The 19,232-nt window shown below is 38.0% G+C and carries 16 protein-coding genes and 1 pseudogene; 6 read left to right on the top strand and 11 right to left on the bottom strand.

What is annotated here, in order from left to right:
* Positions 1-49: 49 nt before the first annotated feature.
* A complete protein-coding gene (locus tag BLR60_RS14065; protein ID WP_090500903.1) occupies positions 50-544 on the top strand; it encodes a hypothetical protein in 495 nt (164 codons plus the stop codon).
* The gene (locus BLR60_RS14060; protein ID WP_244155661.1) at positions 523-1,164 is read left to right on the top strand and encodes an alpha-ketoglutarate-dependent dioxygenase AlkB family protein; all 642 of its coding nucleotides are present in this window, start codon (positions 523-525) and stop codon (positions 1,162-1,164) included. The genes BLR60_RS14065 and BLR60_RS14060 overlap by 22 nt, the downstream gene beginning before the upstream one ends.
* Before the next feature lie 640 nt (positions 1,165-1,804).
* Here the strand turns inward: BLR60_RS14060 and BLR60_RS14050 are convergent.
* A pseudogene (locus BLR60_RS14050) lies at positions 1,805-2,049 on the bottom strand (winged helix-turn-helix transcriptional regulator).
* Between the two features lie 194 nt (positions 2,050-2,243).
* Here BLR60_RS14050 and BLR60_RS14045 point away from each other — a divergent pair.
* Both BLR60_RS14045 and BLR60_RS14035 read left to right on the top strand, forming a co-directional pair.
* Positions 2,244-3,017, top strand: coding sequence for an SDR family oxidoreductase (locus BLR60_RS14045; RefSeq protein WP_090500901.1), 774 nt, complete (start codon positions 2,244-2,246; stop codon positions 3,015-3,017).
* Between the two features lie 298 nt (positions 3,018-3,315).
* Positions 3,316-4,380: a hypothetical protein gene (locus BLR60_RS14035; RefSeq protein WP_090500896.1), complete on the top strand. Its 1,065-nt coding sequence runs from the start codon at positions 3,316-3,318 to the stop codon at positions 4,378-4,380.
* Between the two features lie 101 nt (positions 4,381-4,481).
* Here BLR60_RS14035 and BLR60_RS14030 read toward each other — a convergent pair whose 3' ends face one another.
* Together BLR60_RS14030 and BLR60_RS14025 are read right to left on the bottom strand one after the other, a co-directional pair.
* A complete protein-coding gene (locus tag BLR60_RS14030) occupies positions 4,482-5,294 on the bottom strand; it encodes a helix-turn-helix domain-containing protein (protein WP_090500894.1) in 813 nt (270 codons plus the stop codon).
* A 227-nt stretch (positions 5,295-5,521) separates the two neighbouring features.
* Positions 5,522-6,538 (bottom strand): SDR family NAD(P)-dependent oxidoreductase, encoded by a 1,017-nt coding sequence (locus BLR60_RS14025; RefSeq protein ID WP_090500892.1) that lies wholly within the window; start codon positions 6,536-6,538, stop codon positions 5,522-5,524.
* 216 nt (positions 6,539-6,754) lie between these two features.
* Between BLR60_RS14025 and abc-f the strand changes: the two genes are divergently transcribed.
* Positions 6,755-8,389: a ribosomal protection-like ABC-F family protein gene (gene abc-f, locus BLR60_RS14020; protein WP_090500890.1), complete on the top strand. Its 1,635-nt coding sequence runs from the start codon at positions 6,755-6,757 to the stop codon at positions 8,387-8,389.
* Positions 8,390-8,768: 379 nt separating this feature from the next.
* Here the strand turns inward: abc-f and BLR60_RS14015 are convergent, their stop codons facing one another.
* On the bottom strand, positions 8,769-9,335 hold the full coding sequence (locus tag BLR60_RS14015; RefSeq protein ID WP_143009088.1) for a GIN domain-containing protein: 567 nt from the start codon (positions 9,333-9,335) through the stop codon (positions 8,769-8,771).
* Positions 9,336-10,082: 747 nt separating this feature from the next.
* Between BLR60_RS14015 and BLR60_RS14010 the strand changes: the two genes are divergently transcribed.
* Positions 10,083-10,550: an Lrp/AsnC family transcriptional regulator gene (locus BLR60_RS14010; protein ID WP_090500886.1), complete on the top strand. Its 468-nt coding sequence runs from the start codon at positions 10,083-10,085 to the stop codon at positions 10,548-10,550.
* Positions 10,551-10,591: 41 nt separating this feature from the next.
* Here BLR60_RS14010 and BLR60_RS14005 read toward each other — a convergent pair whose 3' ends face one another.
* Genes BLR60_RS14005 through BLR60_RS13975 form a run of 7 tightly spaced genes read right to left on the bottom strand, consistent with a single transcriptional unit; the run spans position 10,592 to position 19,081 of the window.
* Positions 10,592-11,857 (bottom strand): sensor histidine kinase, encoded by a 1,266-nt coding sequence (locus BLR60_RS14005; RefSeq protein WP_090500997.1) that lies wholly within the window; start codon positions 11,855-11,857, stop codon positions 10,592-10,594.
* Complete coding sequence (locus BLR60_RS14000) at positions 11,841-13,214, bottom strand: sigma-54-dependent transcriptional regulator (protein WP_090500884.1); 1,374 nt, start codon at positions 13,212-13,214, stop codon at positions 11,841-11,843. Before BLR60_RS14000 ends, BLR60_RS14005 begins: the two co-directional genes overlap by 17 nt.
* A 20-nt stretch (positions 13,215-13,234) precedes the next feature.
* Positions 13,235-14,416: an ABC transporter permease gene (locus tag BLR60_RS13995; protein ID WP_090500882.1), complete on the bottom strand. Its 1,182-nt coding sequence runs from the start codon at positions 14,414-14,416 to the stop codon at positions 13,235-13,237.
* A gap of 19 nt (positions 14,417-14,435) precedes the next feature.
* Positions 14,436-15,668: an ABC transporter permease gene (locus tag BLR60_RS13990; protein WP_090500880.1), complete on the bottom strand. Its 1,233-nt coding sequence runs from the start codon at positions 15,666-15,668 to the stop codon at positions 14,436-14,438.
* A complete protein-coding gene (locus tag BLR60_RS13985) occupies positions 15,662-16,342 on the bottom strand; it encodes an ABC transporter ATP-binding protein (protein WP_090500878.1) in 681 nt (226 codons plus the stop codon). Before BLR60_RS13985 ends, BLR60_RS13990 begins: the two co-directional genes overlap by 7 nt.
* 26 nt (positions 16,343-16,368) lie before the next feature.
* Positions 16,369-17,829 carry a TolC family protein gene (locus BLR60_RS13980; RefSeq protein ID WP_090500876.1) on the bottom strand — a complete coding sequence of 487 codons (1,461 nt, stop codon included), beginning with the start codon at positions 17,827-17,829 and terminating at the stop codon, positions 16,369-16,371.
* A 4-nt stretch (positions 17,830-17,833) separates the two neighbouring features.
* Positions 17,834-19,081, bottom strand: coding sequence for an efflux RND transporter periplasmic adaptor subunit (locus BLR60_RS13975; protein ID WP_090500873.1), 1,248 nt, complete (start codon positions 19,079-19,081; stop codon positions 17,834-17,836).
* Positions 19,082-19,232 lie beyond the last annotated feature (151 nt).

Below are 19,232 nucleotides of genomic sequence, written 5' to 3'. Positions count from 1 at the left end.
GTAAAAATAATTATATTTGATCTTTGAAAGATAAAAAAGAATCGTTTTTATGACGGAGTTGGAATATTTTTTTGAGGGTGAAAATGGAATATCAGCAGTTTATCAGCTGATCTGCTTTGGAGCTGGAGAGCCTTGGAAGATTGTGCTGGATGGTGAACTGATTGGCTGTATGGAAAAATGGCAAGGCACCTGGAGGCAACAAAGCGGTGACGAATTGAACGAAGATCTACTAATCGGTATAACAAAGCATATTGATGCACAGTATTTTAATTGCCTTCCGAAGGAGATCTGTTCGCGCTGGCCAAATCTGGTCGAAAAGGTGGTGTTAAGATCTGATACAGCTTATATGATCATCTGTAAAGAGGGGATTAGCTTTAAAAGCTTTCAGCGAATATTCTCCAGGTTTGTCCCTGGGCTGCTCAAAGATGAGTGGGCCGTAAATTTCCAGGTATTCAACCATGATTTTTCAGATGATTTCTCATTACGTGCAAAGCCTCTGGTTTATAAAAAAGAATCATTTGGATGGGAAGAGGTAAACAGGTAATGGAACAATTGAGTTTTTTTGCTCCTAGCGGGCAATCTGCGGGACTACCACAGGATGTGCTCGAATACCATGCAGGTTTTATCGATCAGGATCAAAGCGACCTGTTGCTTACAAAACTTGTTCAAAACACTCCCTGGCAGCAAAGGCTCGTGAAGATGTACGATAGGGAAGTACTTACACCAAGGCTTACCGCCTGGTATGGAGATGTTGCGGGCATTGACTATGGAGCCCTTGGCAAATCCCCGCCGATGGAGTGGACAACATCACTTTTAGAACTTAAAAGATTGGTAGAGCCCATTTCTGGAATTACCTTTAACAGTGTACTGCTTAATTATTATCGTAACGGTAATGATTCGGTGGCCTGGCATAGCGATAAGGAAACCGTAATGGGATCGCACCCGGTTATCGCCTCCGTTTCTTTTGGTGCGGTACGTAGTTTTGATATTAGGAAAAAAGAAAATCACCGGGAGAAATATGCCGTCAGGCTGGAACATGGATCTCTTTTAGTCATGAAAGGGGATCTGCAGGCCAAATGGGAACACCGGATTGCCAAGACCTCCCAACATATTGGGCCAAGGGTAAACCTGACTTTTAGACGAATCATCCATTCATCTGTCTGACATATCTGTAGTGAAGTTTAAGATTTAAACAAGCAAATTTGTATGTGAGATGTTATAAATACAACCATTTAATATAGTGCCTGGGCAAGATAAATCTGGAAGCTTAAAAATACCGAACGTTATATCATCAAAACAGATAAATTTAGCTATGCCACAACATTTACCCCCAGAAATATAGAGGCTACGAGACGTTTCCTGCCAATGATATTGGCTACTGCTATTTTTATGCAGATGCTCGATTCGACCATACTCAAAACATCGCTGCCGGCAATTGCAAAGGATCTTCATCAATACTTCATTAAACATGCAAAATGCCATTATCGGTTATGTATTAACACTTGCGGTATTTATGCCGGTAAGTGGTTTCTGATTTTGCAATTATACCTGCACTCATGGGCCAGTTTTTGGGTCCGCTTGTTGGAGGTTATATGATTGGTTAAACTATCGTGGCATTGGATATTTTTGATTAATATACCGATGGATGTTTTGGTATTGTGCTTAGCTTGCGTTATATGCCCGATTATCGATCTGATGTAGTTGATTTTGACTTACGTGGTTTTCTAATATTTGCTGCTGCATGGAAATAAAATCTTGGAGTAAATTTTCATCATTTAGCTCAATACGTTTTTTAACCTCAACCTCAATTTACATACTCAAGGCCCCATTTATAAAGTTCGCTGATAGAAGGTTCTAATCTTTCCCCTTTTAAAGTTAATACATATTCTACTGTTGGCGGCACAGTTGCAAAAACGGTTCTGGTAACAATTCCGTTGCCTCCATATTCTTCAATTCCTTTACCAACATCCGGGTGTTAATTTTAGGTATCATCCGCTCTAATTCGCTAAAACGCTTCTTACCATGAAACAATGCATATATAATTGACATTGACCATTTTCCACCTATTATGGCTAAAATTTCCTGAAGTGCGCAGCGTTCTTCGTTTTTTTTATTTTTTTTTTCGTTCATAAGTATCTGATCTGGAGTTAAGCTTTACTTTATGGTATTACTATACATAGGTGTTCCTACTTTCAAAAGTAAAGTATTGTAATTTACTTTACAACTCATTTAAAATAAATCATATGGAAACAATATTAAAAGGGCAGGTTGCTTTGGTAACCGGCGGAACGAAAGGCATTGGTAAAGCTATTGCCGATAAACTCAGCAGCAAAGGTGCTCAGGTGGTAGTAACTGCACGAACAGCACCAGAAGAAAACTTAAATGAACATTACTTTATCGCAGCAGACCTTACCCAGCCACAAAGTGCTGCAGTTATTGCTAAAGAAATTCTTACAAAATATGGCAAAATAGATATTATTGTTAATAATGCAGGTGCCAATTTAAGTCCGGGCGGTGGTTTTGATGCACTTACAGATGAACACTGGTATAATGACTGGCAATTGAACTTTTTATCGGTAGTGCGAATTAATAAGTTATTATTACCTGCAATGATCAAACAAAATAGTGGTGTAATCATTAATATATCTACCGGAGCCGCAAAATTGCCAATCTGGGAGATGACCATGTCATATTCCTCAGCAAAAGCCGCGTTGAACGCGTATAGCAAAGCGTTGGCAAATGAACTGGGCTCAAAAGGAATACGTGTCAATGTCGTTTCTCCTGGGGTTGTAAAAACGCCGTTAATGATGGATTTCATAGAGAATATCGCAAATTCTTCAAATATTACGGTTGATGATGCTTTTAAAGTTGTTATGGACAAAGTTGGGGTTCCTTTAGGCAGAATGGCCGAGCCTGATGAAATTGCCAGCCTGGTGGCTTTTTTGGTTTCTGCTGAAGCCAGGTATATCACCGGAACAAATTATGCTGTAGACGGTGGTGCTTTACCAACAACATAAAAACGGTTGATTGTTTTAGATTTAATTTCGAACTAAATACGAATAACCTAAATGTAGGTTAAATGATTCTTAGTTTTGCTATGAAAAAAAGCTTTGCACCTGCCCATCCAATTGGGAAAATAAGAAGGAAGACCAAAAGCAGTTCTAAAAAGAGCTGCTTTTTTTTAAAATGGCGTATTTTTAGTAGATTTCGGATTAATAGAAAGTTGGGAAATGATATTGCTGTTAATTTTCAGACGGGAAAAATCAAAATGAAACTTTTTGGAAAGCATGCACTACATGAATAAGTATTAAAGAGATGAAAAAAATGTGGATATGGATCTGTATAATTTTAATTGTTGCTCTGGGAATCTATATTTTTTATCCAATTGATAAATTAATTGTAGGACGAAATAGTAAACCTTTAGCTTCCAAATATGCTGCTTTTCAAGAAATCAATGAGCATTACAGATCAAATGTTTTTGAGGTAAGTCTGGTTGCCCAGGTAGTGGTTTCAAGCGCGGCTTCTCCTAATCCCATTCGTATTTTTACATCAGTAAATGATCAACTGATTATAGATTGCGACGCAACGGTTGATGAAGATACAAAGTATGATAACCGTTATTATAAAATAGATAAAACAGGATCAATTACTGACTCTATTTATGCGGCTGGTAATAGTTATTGGACACAATTCATAGATGGCTTTATGGTTTATACCAGTGACAACAATGCATATTATAATACCTGGCCGCTTAATGGTGACACCACCAGGCATAAAGTGGTTGAGCTGAATGCTGATTCGAGCTGGTCGGATGAAAAAGTGGAAGCCATGATTAGTAAAATAAAAGCAAGCGCTAAATATTGGTTTTTCAGTTCTGTTGCAAATGACGGCGTTTGGTACAGACAAGCCTATTTTTATACTGATCAAAAATGGCAGTTGTTATGGCAAAAAATGCAGGGTTATACGAATGTACCGGATGAGGAAAGTAGCAATAGGTTTCGTAAAGATGTTTTTCGCAGTGGAAAAGTAAGTTTTGAAATACCTGAGAATGTTAAACTCTTGTATTTTTATCCTCAGGAAAAAATGAAATATTACCACATCATTGGCGGTGGGAATGGTGGATTTAGTACTTATAACTGGCGCGGGCAGGGATTTTTTGAAACCGGTATTGCAGGCAGGAATTTTGAGTTTATGGTTCCTGAACTGGTGGTAGAGAAAGAGAAGCACAATGGATACAAACCACATTTATACCAGGTTTGGGAAGCTGGATCTTCCGCTGAACTTTATCATCCTGCTTTTTATCATTCACCCAATGGTTTTTCATTCTACGCTCCAAACTACAGGCAGTTATTTCTGATAAAGGCGATTGATGTTCATTAGCAGCTGAAATTAAACACCTGGTGATGTATATTCAATGCAAGTGGTTTCAGGTTTACTTTACCAATATAGTTTAGGGTTATAATTGAGCATACCATTTGTTTTTACTTATTGATTGAAATTTGATTTGGAGAGACACCGTATTTCTTTTTAAAGACAAAGGAAAAGTGGGAAAGGTCTTCAAAACCGACTTCGAGATAAATCTCTGTCGGTTTTTTCTTTCTCTCTGCTAAATGATAATAGGCCAGTTCCAATCTTTTATCCGTTAGCCATTTTTGAGGTGTGGTATGAAACAGCTTTTTAAAATCCCTGTTGAATGTTGATAAACTTCGGCCGGTTAGGTAGCCTAGTTTTTCCAATGACATATTGAACATGAAATTGCGCTGCATAAAATCGATCAGGTCAATTTTACCGGGAACATCAAAATTGGCCAGGACACTGTCTATAGTAGGGTCGATCAATCGCAGGATATTTATGGCCTCTTCAATTTTAAGGGTAGCCAGATTCTCCGGGAATTCACCCTTCACATCAAAATAGGGAATCAACGAAGCCAGGCAGCTTTCCAATAAAGGATGATTGTTAAAATGATAAATTTTCTGCTGCGGCTCTATATTCTTTTTCTGCTCGGTTTTTTCATAGAACTTTTTCAATCGCTCGGTCGATAGGTGCATCACCACAGTTTTATGCGGTAAGCGATTTTTCGGGTAGTTAATGATGGTTGCCAGTTCGTTTCTTGGAATCAGGAAAATATCACCCGTTTTAAAAATGAAAGTAGACTCCGCCTGAATGATTTTGGTTTCTCCTGAAATGAACCATACCAGCATGTGGTCGTCGAACATCAGGTCAGATTTAAACAGCTTATCTTCATAACAGGAAAGTTTAATTTCCTTAGTAAGGTATTTAGATATATGTTCCATTGTGATAAAGTTATGGTTTTTGTGTCATTTCCATTATATGCACTGGCCGCCACCAGATAGCTGTTAAATTGGATTGGTCTGCAATAAACCTGCAAAACAAACTTCTTTCTTTCTCTGTGATGATTATCTGTGTGCACTGTCTTCTTTGGGCTGTTTGGCTGCGGCATAGTCAATACCACTGTTGCCACCTGTATTTAGGGAGACATTTCCGGCTAAGTTTTTCAGGCTTATAATTTAAATTCAATACCTGTCATTTTCTCGGTTAATGCCCATAGCTTTTTAGCATTACTTTCATCCAGCGAATAATCCATTACACCACATTGATGTAATTTAGCCTGGGTTTGAAGGGAAGGATCGTCTGATAGCAGTTCAGCAATATTGGCATCTTCACAATAAACGCCGCCAATCTGATTAAGCAATGGGCTGGTAGCCGCCCATACCGAAGTTGCAGCACCCTGCGGGATAGTTTTAAGGCCGGCTAATATTTCCGGACGCATGTTTCCGCTTTCATCAAAAAAGCCCATTTGTTTAAACAATTCTATGTCAGCATCTCTGGCTAGTTCTGTTCCGGCAATCGATCCAGGATGTAGCGAATAGGCCCTTACCTGATGTGCCTTTGCACGTTGATCCAATTCCAGCGCAAAAAGGTTACTGGCTGTTTTCGACTGTCCATATCCAAGCAGCGTTTGATATTCCCTGTGTTCGAAATTAGGATCATCGAAATTAAAAGCTGCCATGTGATGCCCTAGCGAGGAAACATTGACAACACGTGCGCCATTTGCATTCTTAAGTGCTGGCCATAGTTTGGCCACCAGTTGGAACTGTCCAAAGTAATTTGTTGACAGCTGAGCTTCAAATCCACGGCTATCCCTTTGCAAAGGCACCCACATGATTCCTGCATTATTGATTAAAATATGCAGCGGTCTGCGTGTTGCCAGGAATTTTTCAGCAAATGCATCAATGGTTTCGGGTTTTGCAAGGTCCATTGCCTCTATTTCTACGTTTGAAACACCTTCCAGGTTTTTTCTTGCTTTTTCAATATCCCTGGCTGGTACAATCACGGTTGCTCCCGCTGCGGCCAGTGTTTTTGTGGTTTCCAGACCAATACCAGCATTACCACCGGTTACAATGGCAATTTTTCCTTTAAGGTCAATCCCTGCTATCACTTCTGTTACTGTTGTGGTTGCGCTAAAACCTGAAGCCAGTGGCTGCTGTAATGCGCCTTGATAATTATTATTTTCCATTATTGATTTAATTAAATGTATAGGACAAATTTAGGTGGATAACTATAGGCAGATTTTGTTAAGCATGTCAATTTGCTTTGTTGAGAAGGTCATTTTTTGTTTCAAATGTCAAATCAAAAATGAAGTGCGACGTACTGCTATTCTTTATGTAGTTTATTCTAACTAAAATTTAACTGCTATCCTTTATCTTTGCCACCAACTTAATATTCCCACTTCGTGATTAATGTAAATAATATCTCCGTTTCATTTGGCGGAACTACCCTTTTTAGCGATGTAACCTTTTCGATTAATGAGAACGATAAAATCGCCCTTATGGGTAAAAATGGCGCAGGCAAGTCGACCATACTAAAAATAATTGCTGACGTAGCCAAGCCTACCTCTGGTAGCGTAACAGGTCCGAAAGAAGCTGTAATTGCCTATTTGCCACAGCATTTACTCACTCAAGATCATGTAACTGTTTTTGAGGAAACCATGAAAGCTTTTGCAGAGGTAAATCAGATGCAAAAAGAGCTTGATGAGCTGAACGAACAGCTGACTATCCGTACCGATTACGAGAGCGATGATTACATGAAGCTTATTGAGCGTGTATCGGAACTGAGTGAAAAATTTTACTCGATTGAAGAAATCAATTACGATGCAGAAGTAGAAAAAGTGCTAAAAGGTTTGGGTTTCGAACGCAAAGACTTTACCCGTCAAACTTCAGAGTTTTCGGGTGGATGGCGTATGCGAATTGAGTTGGCCAAAATTTTATTAAAGAAACCCGATCTGATTTTACTGGATGAGCCTACTAACCACATGGATATCGAAAGTATTCAATGGCTGGAAGATTTTCTGATCAATTCTGCAAAGGCTGTAATGGTCATCTCACACGACCGTACTTTTGTTGATAATATCACCAATCGTACCATTGAGGTAACCATGGGTAGAATTTATGATTATAAAGCTAAATATACCCATTACCTGCAGCTGCGTGCTGACCGTCGTATCCACCAATTAAAGGCTTACGAAGAACAACAACGTTTTATTGCCGATAACCAGGAATTTATTGATCGTTTTAGGGGAACCTATTCTAAAACCTTACAGGTGCAATCGCGTGTAAAAATGCTCGAGAAGCTGGAAGTAATCGAAATTGATGAAGTGGATACATCGGCATTAAGGTTAAAGTTTCCGCCCTCACCACGTTCAGGTCAGTATCCGGTCATGGTAGAAGAGCTTACTAAAACTTATGGCGATCATGTTGTTTTCGAAAAAGCATCTATGGTCATCGAGCGGGGAGAAAAAGTGGCTTTTGTTGGTAAAAACGGCGAAGGTAAATCGACGATGATTAAAGCTATTATGGGTGAGATCGATTTTGAAGGGAGTTTAAAGGTTGGTCATAATGCTAAAATAGGGTACTTTGCACAAAATCAGGCTGCTTTGCTTGATGAGAACCTTACGGTATTCGAAACCATTGATCAGATTCCGTTAAGTGACGGCTCCATAAAAATCAAAGATCTTTTAGGTGCCTTTATGTTTAGTGGGGATGATACGACCAAAAAGGTTAAAGTGCTTTCTGGCGGCGAGAAAACACGTTTAGCTATGATTAAATTGTTGTTAGAACCTGTAAACGTATTAATCCTCGATGAGCCTACCAACCATTTGGATATGAAAACCAAAGACATTATTAAGGATGCACTGAAAGATTTCGATGGTACATTGATTTTGGTATCACACGATCGTGATTTCTTAGATGGATTGGTACAAAAAGTATTTGAATTCGGCAATAAAAGGGTTCGTGAGCACTTTGAAGATATAAAAGGGTTCTTAGCCTATAAAAAAATGAACAGTTTGAAGGAAATCGAGCAAAGCTAACAGCGTTTTCCAATATTAAAATTTGAAAGCAGTTCTGAAAAGAACTGCTTTTTTTATCGAATTTTTAAGTTGAATTTAAATCAATATGATTGACAGATAAATTTTTATCAGGTGATATCCCTCAAGAGATCGTCATTCCCAACTTGATTGATGGCTATCGGACGGGAACCACGGCGATCATCGAAGATAATCTTAATGTTAGCGTCTTAGGATTCCCGCATGCGCGAGATCCGATAAACTATCGGATGTCGATCGGGACAACTAGATTCTGATAATGGGAACTTGTCGAAGAACCTCTTTTAAAATGATGGCGTTTTGATACGTCATTATGTGAATAAATTTAATATCAGATTTTTGACCGTATACAAAATTGCTTAAGTTAAGGAACTAACGCAGCAATTTCCTCTTCGGATATTTCTACACGTCTAACATCTGTTTGGACTGCTGCAAAACTATCCATGGTTAAATTAGGTGCTTTCCCCATAACCAAAGCATGATGATTCGTATTACCTTTTAATTTTAGTGTACTGCTACCAAGAATTTCCGTATATAATCCTTCACAACTGGTGTTGATGTCTGCAAAGGCGTGATCTCTGAGGATGATCTGGAGAAATTTGGTGGAGAGCTTCGCTTCTGTTTTTACTACTGCATTTTCATTTGCCTCAATACGGTAAATGTCATTAACAAAAATAACAAGTTTGCACTTTTCTTTATTGGGGTTGGTAATACTAAGTACCTCGCCCTGTTGGGTAACTTTCGCATTTCCCATGTTATCATCTGCATAAGATACGCCAACGGTTGGTCGTTGAACCAGTATCACTTCTACATTGCCTGTGATTACTAACTTTCTAAAATTTGCAATCTTATCAATTCCGGTTTTTGTTTTTTCTGCGGCCCTTAAATTTTTTGATTGAGTACCCATTAAAGTTATTAGGGTAAATACCATGATTAGCGTTTTAATTGAGGTTTTCATTGTCTGTTTTTATTAAATTAAATGTTAATTTTTTTAAGTCACGGTGTTTACTAATCTGAATCAGTTTGCACCAATATTGTTATGTTACTTGCTTAGCCAAGCTGGTGCCAATTTGAAAATGTGCCCTTAGTCGCTTTTAAATAGGCTTTTTTGCTTGTCGCTTATACAGATCTGTTCATTTTCGAACAGTGGATGTGCGACTGCGGACAGTTTTAGTATTAATGGTGATTAACGAAATTAGGGTAACCAGCCTAACCAATTTTAATGCTCATTAAACCGCTTGCATAGCAATACAAATGTGGTTGTCAGCGGTAATACATGTTGACCTTTTAAGTGGATGATTCAGCTTTTCTGATAGGTTTTGATATTATGAGATATAATTAGGCAAGACGTTTATAAAAAGTAAAAGCGCCAGCATCGCGCTGGCGCTCTTATTATCATTAACTAAACTAAATCGACATACCGCTTTTGGCAGTTGCTTCATTCGTTAAACAAATATCTATAGCACTGAGAATTAAAACGAATACGTCTCTTAAATACGGAAAATGTCCTGTTAAATAAGTGTTGGCGAAATTTAATTTTGCTTGTAGTTTTAATTGTACTTTTTATCGAAATTTTATTGTTTTTTAATTTATTCCTGATGATTGTGAGAAAGAGTATTTGTATATTTGGCTATTCATTATAAACTAAGCCTAAAAAATAAATAGACTAATAACTATAATGGAATTATACAGCCCTGACCAAACAGATAGAGATATTTTAACACTATTGCAAAAAGATGCCACGCTAACCTACAAAGAACTTGCTGCCATACTGCATCTTTCAAAATCTCCTATTCAGGAACGTGTAAAACGCTTAGAGCGTTTAGGGTTTATTTCCGCTATTGTGGCATTAATTGACCCAAATAAATTCGATAATTGTATGATCTGCTATTTGCAGGTTCAGCTTACTAACCATTCAGTGCACAACTTTAAGTTATTTCAGCAGGAGGTAAGCAAATTCCAGGAAGTACTGGAATGCTACCATACAACAGGAGGATTTGATTTTATGCTAAAGGTTGTTGCAAAAAATATGATCGCATATAATGATTTTCTAATCAACAAATTCGGGCAGCTTGCAAATATTGGTACACTCAATAGTTCGCTCGTTATTACGCAGGCAAAACGCGAAACTGCGCTGCCTGTTTAGGATGTAAACTATATTTATTTCGGTAATCTCGATCCATCGAACTATGTAAATACAATTGAAAACTGTGTTTCCCTGGGTTGTATTGTTTTTAGGGAGAACTCGAAGCCATGGTTCAGCAGTATTTCGCGTACTAAGGTCAATCCAATTCCCTGTCCATCTTTTTTAGTGCTGAAAAATGGTCTGAATAGCTGCGCTGTATCTTGTTGAGAAATTCCCTTTCCGGTATCTGAAATGATGAGCAAGTGCTTAGATCGATCTAGCGTTAATGTGATTTTTCCAGTACTTTCAATGGCGTCAATTGCATTTTTAACAATATTGATCAGTGCCTGTTCCATTTGTTCAACATCGGCTGATATAAAATAGCTTTCTTGTTTCGCTTCGAAATAAATTTTGATGTTTTTTTCATTCGAGGAGAAATACATCAGTTCAGTAACCGATTTTACCAGCTCAACCAGGTTTATTTTTTTTCTGTTTGCCGCTGGTAGTTTAACCAAATCTGCAAAGTTGCGCATAAAGATATTCAGGTTCTGATTCCTGTCAACAGCAACCTTTAACGCATTTTTTAAAAAATAGTCTTTTTCGTTTAGCCACAGACTTTGTTGCGATAAGGCGGTATTGATGATTGAATTTACCGGTCCTACAGTATTATTTACTTCATGTGCCATCATTCGAATCACTTTACTGTACACCTCTTTTTCTGCGGCAAAAATTTCGGCCGTTACCTCTTCCATCATGATGAAAATGCGCTCAAAACCCCGATCAATAAATCTTGATTTCTGTATCTTGTAGGTACGCAGTCCATTACCACGTACTACTTTAGCGCTGCCTGCTTTTATTTCATGCATTTGGTTTTCAAGCAGGTGTTGGTTGTCGGTTAAAATTTCGGTCGCTTTTGGGTTGATCTGTTTAATTTGCTTATCATAATCTAATATAATAATGCCTGTAGGAGAGGTCTGAATTAGTTTTTCAAGGAAAAAGTGCTGTTCTTGTTGTTTAGTCCGTTCCGTTCTAAGTTCATCTATCATCCGGTTATAAACATCCACCAGTTCATCTACTTCTTTTTTGCCGGTAGATAAAAATTTAACATTAAAATCTTTATCCTTTATTGCCGCAACGCCCTGTCTCAAATAGGTAAGCGGTGCAATTAACTGTTTGTATAAACTCAGCGAAATCAATATCGAAATGATAATAAATACTTCGGCAATTAAGAAAACAAGCTTGTTTTCTTTAAAAATGAAATAGCTCATCACCAGACAGATCAGGTGGAGCAACACTAAAAAAAATATATATTTAGTCTTCAGTTTCATTAAAAGGAATTTGATGTTTTTCCAATCGGCGGTATAGTGCATTTCGGGTAATACCCAAAGATGCGGCTGCTTTTGTAATCCTGTTTTTATGGAAATTCATGGCTTGCTTAACCATTTCTGCTTCCATCTGGTCTAAAGTCATCACGCCAACGCCTGGTAATCTTACTTTTTCATTTCTCAAAGGCGATAAATTCAATTGAGATTGAAATTCATCAATTCCCAATTCGTCTTTCTGGCTGATCAATATCGTTCGCTCAACGAGATTTTTTAACTGCCTGATGTTGCCTGGCAAGGCCAGTTTTTGCAACCATCGCATGGCAGCAGGAGAAATAGATAAATCAGGACGTTTATAAATCACTTTCATGTTGTTAATGAAGAAATTTACAAGTAAGGGAATATCTGATGGCCGCTCTCTTAGCGCAGGCAAATGAATGGTTATTAAGTTGATCCGGTACAGTAAATCTTCTCTGAACAGACCTGAAGCTACCATTTCGTTCAGGTTTTTATTGGTGGCGCAAACTACCCTCGTATCAACTGTTTTAGTTCGGCTGCTACCTAATACTTCATAAGTTCTATCTTGTAGTACCCTTAATAGTTTTACCTGGCTCGAAGCTTCCAAATCGCCAATCTCATCTAGAAATATTGTACCTTTATTTGCCATTTCAAAGCGCCCGGTTCTGTCAAAACGGGCATCAGTAAATGCACCCCGAACATGGCCAAACATTTCACTCTCAAATAAAGAGGAAGAAATGCCACCCAGGTTTACTTTTACAAAAGGTTTACTGATGCGGTTGCTGTTTTCGTGTATGGCTTCTGCAATCAATTCTTTTCCCGTCCCACTTTCTCCGGTAATCAGAACTGCGGCATTTGTAGATGCTACACGGCCAATGGTTTCGAGAATGGCCAGTAGACTCGGATCTTCGCCAATAATCTGCTTAAAATTATATTTTTTATCAATTTCTTTTCGGCTTCTTGAAATTACTTTTTTTCCGTTTAATGCCAGTAACGTTTCTACCGACTGTAATACGTATTCATTATTCCATGGTTTATTGATAAAATCGTTTGCACCCAGTTTCATTCCTTGTACCGCAAGTTCAATACTTGCCCAACCGGTAATCAGGATAATGGGTAGCTTGGCATCAAAGGCCCTGATTTTTTGAAGAAGCGTCATGCCTTCTTTCCCGGAAGTATCGATAGAAAAGTTTAGGTCTAAAATAACCAGCTCAGGCCTTTTGAGTTTTACCACCTCAAAAGCCTGAGTCGGATTATCGATGATAACGATTTCATTTTCAATACTTTTTAGAAGGAGTGAAAGTGAAGTTCTTACCGCTATATCGTCATCAATGATTAATATCATATGCAAAGTTAAGATAAGTATTATTCTTCGTGCAATGCAACAGCAGGATGGATGCCAGCCGCTTGTTTACCAGGGTAAAATGAACATAATAGCACCAGTACATAAATAAATGCCACCGATAATAGCATCGCAATGATATAAGCGCTTGTTGGGATGTTAAATACACCCAGTAATGGAAATTGAATAGCAAAAAAACAACCAACCATTAATGAAATAGTGGCTAATATTACTGCTTCCATTACCAGCTGATAAGAAACCGACCGGCCGCTTGCACCAATAGCCCTGCGCAAGCCTATTTCTCCCTTTCTTTTATTAATATTATACCACAAAACGCCGAATAAACCCAAGGCTACATTGATAACCAAAAAACTGGCAATAATGATAAAAATAACCATTGGAATAATGGTTTGCTTATTTTTCGAATCGCGCATTTCATTCAGGTGCTGTATTTCCACTGCATTTTTTACTGTATTGGCCATAAACTTATACAACTGGCTTTCAAAAGTAGCATCTGCACCCTCGCGCACTTTTATTAAAATATTATGTGTGTATTTATGAAAAGCGGTATCAATGGGATTAAAAATAGCGCTGCCAGCAGGCAAAAAATCACCACTTGCTTTAATGTCCTGCACCACTCCAATTACCTTTAACTTCTCTTTTTCATCGTAATTGCCAATCAATTTCCCGGTTGCTTGTGCATGGCCAAAAAGCTGTTTCTTAAGTGTTTCATTGATAACAATATTTTTATTGTTGCTAACTGCATCTTCTGGTAAAAACCATCTGCCTTCCAATAATGGCACATTCCATACTTTTTTGTAATCGGTACCAACTGTATAATTGGCAATATAATCGAATTTTTTCCCATTTTGAGTTAAACCTGTGCTCGAAAAAGAATCTGAGTAGGGGTAGTTAGCGCCAGAATATGCAACTTCTTCTATCTGAGGCATTGATTTTAAAGCTTTTTGAAGGTTATCGTAGAAAATTTTCAACGAATCATTATTTTTAGTCAGCTCTCCATTGTCGTAATTAATACACCAAACTCTTTTATAATCAAACCCCAGTGGTTTGCTGTAGTTCTGGTAATAGTAAGTGAGAAATGAAAACACCGCAAATATAACCAGAAAAGAAACTAGTATTTCGGAAAGAAACAGGAAATTCTGTCTCCGTTTATTCCATATCAATTTAAATAAATGTTTAAACATAATCGTATATTTTAATGGTTTATTGTGCTTTAAGGGCTTTTACAACATTTAATTTAGACATTCTCCATGCGGGGTAAACACCCGAAAATAAACCAAAAAATATGCAGGCAATTAAGCTGTAAAACAATACGGTAAAATTTATGCTGAGGTGCATGTTAGAGATAAGATTGGCACCATTGATCAAATGAATAGCGATAAGTGATAAAATAATCCCGATCATGCCGCCTAAAAAAGTAAGAACCAGATTTTCGACAATAAACTGGTATACTAAGGTTTTAGAAGATGCTCCGAATGCTTTGCGTACGCCAATTTCAGAAGAACGCTCCATAATTCTTGTAATGTTGATATTGACTAAGTTTATGGTAGGCAGCAATAAAAACAGTAGTGTAAAAATACTGATGATCGAAACCACTTTTGTTAAGCCGTTCGACGTTCCACCACCTGCAATTCTTCTGGTGATATTGGCAAAAAACGGATCGGCGTTACAATATATTTTGTCGAAATCTTTTGGTAATGGTAATTTTTTGACCATCTGATCAAATTCCTTTTTTATTTTAGGTACATCAGCCTCACTTTTGGCCAGCAATATGGCATTGTATCCCCCCATTAAATCAATGTCTTTATAATCTTTTGAAATCGTGTAGGGCAGGTACATATCACCACTAAAATTATAAAGCGTTTTCGACACATTTTCTACCACTCCAATTACCCTGTAGTTAATGTTATCGGCTGAAATATATTTGCCAATTACGGTTTTAGCATCACCGAAATAAGCTTTTTTTGTTTCTTCAGAAATTACCGCAACCAATTCTGCATTGTCTATTTCTCTCTGTTGAAAAGCTTTGCCCTCTAAAAACCGGTATTCCAGTACATTCCAGTAATCGGCATTGGTATATTTATATTCGATTACCAGTTTTTTATTGTTTACATAAGCGTTTGATGCTTTTGCATTGGAGGAAATGGCCATCTTTTGCACCGTTTTAAGGGTAGAAACATAATGTTCGAAAAAATAAAAAGAAACATCGCTTCTGTTCATCCAACCTTCTTTGGTGTTTTTATATTCCATTGTGGAAACGTAAAGTGAGCGGGCTCTTTTATAGTCCGGGTAATCAGGACTTAAAATTTTATCCATAAAAGCGGTGGCTACCATTAAAATGGTAAGTGTAAAGCTGATCCCGAACAGGCTGATGAAGGTGAAGAATTTTCTTCTTTTTAATACAGCCAGGGCTATTTTAAAGTAGTTTTTTAGCATAATTTCTGATTATTGAACTGTGATCCATCGAATAGACGCACCAGCCGGTGTGTTTTATGTGCCATGCTTTCATCATGTGTTACCATCACAATGGTGGTGCCTTCATTTTTATTCAGGTTGATCAGGATATCCATAATCTCATTTCCCATCGCACTATCAAGATTTCCTGTTGGTTCATCGGCTAAAATAATCTGCGGATTGCCAACAATGGCCCTTGCAATGGCCACACGCTGCCGCTGACCTCCTGATAGTTGTGTGGGGAAATGTTTTAACCGATTGCTCAATCCAACTTTTTCTAAAGCTGCAGTAGCCAGTATTTTTCTTTCTTTGGCTGATGAATTACGGTATAATAGCGGTAATTCTACATTATCTAGTACCCTCAGGTCGTTGATAAGGTGGTAACTTTGAAAGATAAAACCCAGTTTTTGGTTTCTGAATTTTGCCAGTTTTTGATCGGAAAACCTGCTGATGTCCTGTTCATCGATTTTAATATTCCCTTTTGATGGCTCATCTAACAAACCCATAATATTTAGTAGTGTACTTTTTCCACAGCCTGATGGTCCCATGATTGAAAGAAACTCACCTTTGGCAACATCAAGGCTAATTCCGTTGATGGCAAGTGTTTCTACCGTATCTGTCCGGTAAACTTTTTCAATGTTTTGTAAGCGAATCATAATGTATAATTAGTAATTAAGATTTATTAATAGGTTATTTTTCTGTTTTTTTCAAAATCGTAGAGCGATAGGTAACGGAGTTGGTAATAAGCCCCCCAGAAATCACGTAGCGATGAAACATAATCGCGCCTGGCCCTGTCGTTTTCCTGAAAGGCAATACTGAGATCCGTTATGCTTAGGTTGCCCAAAACATAGCGTTCGCTCGCAATTTTGTATTTCTCAGCAGCAATTTTTTCGGCTTCATCAGTAAGCAGTATCTGCTCTTTCATCATGTTAAACAGTGTTACCTGCGTTACAATCTGTTGTTTAAACGTTTGTTTATCCTGTTCTACCGCATAGGTGGTAAATTGTTCGTTGGCCTGAGCAGTTTTGGTACGAGATTTAGATCTTCCCCAATCCAATACTGGGATAGAGAGCTGTAGTTCTACCGATTGCTGATTTTTTGGCGAACGGTAAATGTCGAAAGCGCTGTTTGCTGCATTAGAGAATCCCAGATTAGCTCTCAATGTTGCGGTTAAGCCATTTTCGCCCTTTGCTTTTGCTACATCTCTTTTTGCTTCAGCTAAACGGCGGATAAAGCCAATGGCATCCGAACGGTTTTCAAAAGCTTCGGCCAGAACTTTCTCTGTGATTACGGTCATTTGGGCCACTACTTTAGGCATATGCAGTTTAACCCTGTCATCACCCTCCATGCCAATGTAACTCCTCAAATTTAAAGTAGCAATTTCTACGTCTCGCTTTGCAGTTCCTACTGCTTTCTGTGCGTTTAAAACCTCTAACTGAAGCTGCAATATTTCATTTTTGGAGATTTTGCCCAATTCGAATTTTGTACCGGCAATGGTTAGAATACGTTTGGTGTTTCCATAGTTTAAATCGGCAATGTTCAGGTTAACCTGCGCCAGTAACAGATCGAAAAAATACTCGGTAACCGTAATGGCAATTTTTTCCTGTGTTTCTATAAAGACCTGTTTGCTTTCATTGAATTTTAATGGTGCTATTTTCCTGTCCCATTTTAAACTGTTAAACTGTAATAAAGGTTGTGTATAACCAATGCCGTACGGAATTCCGTTATAGAGCACACTTTTCCTGTCGAAATCATCAAAACGTTGTAGCTGTGTGGTTCCGTAAATGGTTCCTCCGGTGGCGGCTATGCGCTGACTAAAATTTAATGTTAATGAGGAGTTATCGTAATGTACAGGTTGAAAGAGGATACTTCCGTTGGGCTGTTGAACCTGTGTGTAGGTTTTGGTATATCCCGGCAAAATTCCTTCTAATGCGAGTTGAGGTTGGTAATTGGATTTAAATGTGCGCCATTCCCAATATTTGGTTTCCTTTACCGTAATAGCCTGTTTGGCAGCTATAGAATTGGCCTTCGCCATTTCCACAACCTGTTGTAAGGTTAAATTTAAGGTGTCGGTTTTTGGAAATGCGAAGCCTTTCAAAGTAAGCAGGATCAATAAAACCATAAATAAAAATTTTCTTCGCATAATCTTAATTACTGATGGTTATGGTTTTTGCATTTTTATAATCACCCATATCAGAGGTAATCACCTCGTCTCCAGCTTTTAATCCGCTTAAAATTTCTACATAATCGAAATTGCTCAACCCGGTTTTAACGGTTCTGCGTTCGGCAATCCCGTTTTTAAGTACAAAAACTTCCTGTACGTTGGAACCATTAAATGCCGGGCCATTGGCAATTCTTAATACACCGTTTCTGGTAGCCGTAACCAAAAAAACATCAACTTTTTGGTTTGGACGAAGTTCTTTACTGTCTTTTTGGTTTAATTGAATATCGAATGAAACGATGGCATTGCTTACTGAAGGAGAGATGTTTACAATGGAACCGCGTAACTGTGTACTGCCAATGCGGATAATAGCGGCCATATTGTTGTGGATTTTATCCAGCAGGTTATCAGACATGCTTCCGGCAACTTTAAAACCACTTAAATCGGCAATTTTGACCAAAGCATCACCCTCATGTACGCTTGAGCCTATATTTTTATTTACCCAGGTAATTACTCCTGGCCTGGTTGCAGTTACATCAGCCAAATCGAGTTTCCTTTTTAGCGCATCAAGATCATTCCTCTGGATAGCTAAAGCAATTTCAGCTTCCCTGATTTCGATTTTCATGGTCTGCTGTTTGCTCTTGATCTCATTTTCCAGTTGAAGTTTTTCAAGTTCAGCAACTTTCAGATCAAGTTCTGCGTGTTCTACATCTTCCTTTGTACCTCCACCGGCTTTTAATAATCTTTTAGCTGAAGAAACTGCATCTTTAAGATTACTGATCCGTAATTGCTTAATGCTGTTATTGGATTTGATATCGAAAAAACTTTTCTCCAGATCCAATCTCAGCTTACGGATCTCATTTTCTTTTGATTCCATTTGAAACTGAAGTTTTCCATAATCCGTTTGGCTAACCGACTTATCAAGCAATAAAATCGATTGACCTTTATTTACTTTTTTACCGGCATCCATTAATACATTTTTAATTGATGCGTTTATGGGACTTGTTAAAACCTCTTCGAATTCGGGTAGTACCTCTCCGGTAGCATTAATGGTGTTTTCAATTATTCCGGTCTCTACTCTGGCTATGGTAATATCAGCAATGGTTAGCGATGGCTTAAAGTAAAACCGTAGGAACCAGGTAATAATTGCCAGTGTAACGAGGATGATAAAAACGATGAGGTAAGTTTTCTTTTTCCTTTTCAAAGAAACTTCGCCTTCAATGACTTTGTCCATTTAAATAATTTACATCAGGCTTTACAATAGGGGTGCCAGTGTTAAATAATTGTTTATTAGTAACTTATGTTTTGTTTTAGGTTTAATATTGCCCGATATCGAACATGTTGGTTATTATCGGGCAAAAATGGCGATGCAGCTTTATAAACAG

The sequence above is a fragment of the Pedobacter terrae genome (genome assembly GCF_900100705.1).
Lineage (GTDB): Bacteria > Bacteroidota > Bacteroidia > Sphingobacteriales > Sphingobacteriaceae > Pedobacter > Pedobacter terrae.
Note: the sequence above shows the minus strand (reverse complement) of the source record. Positions and strands in the feature narration are given on the sequence as shown.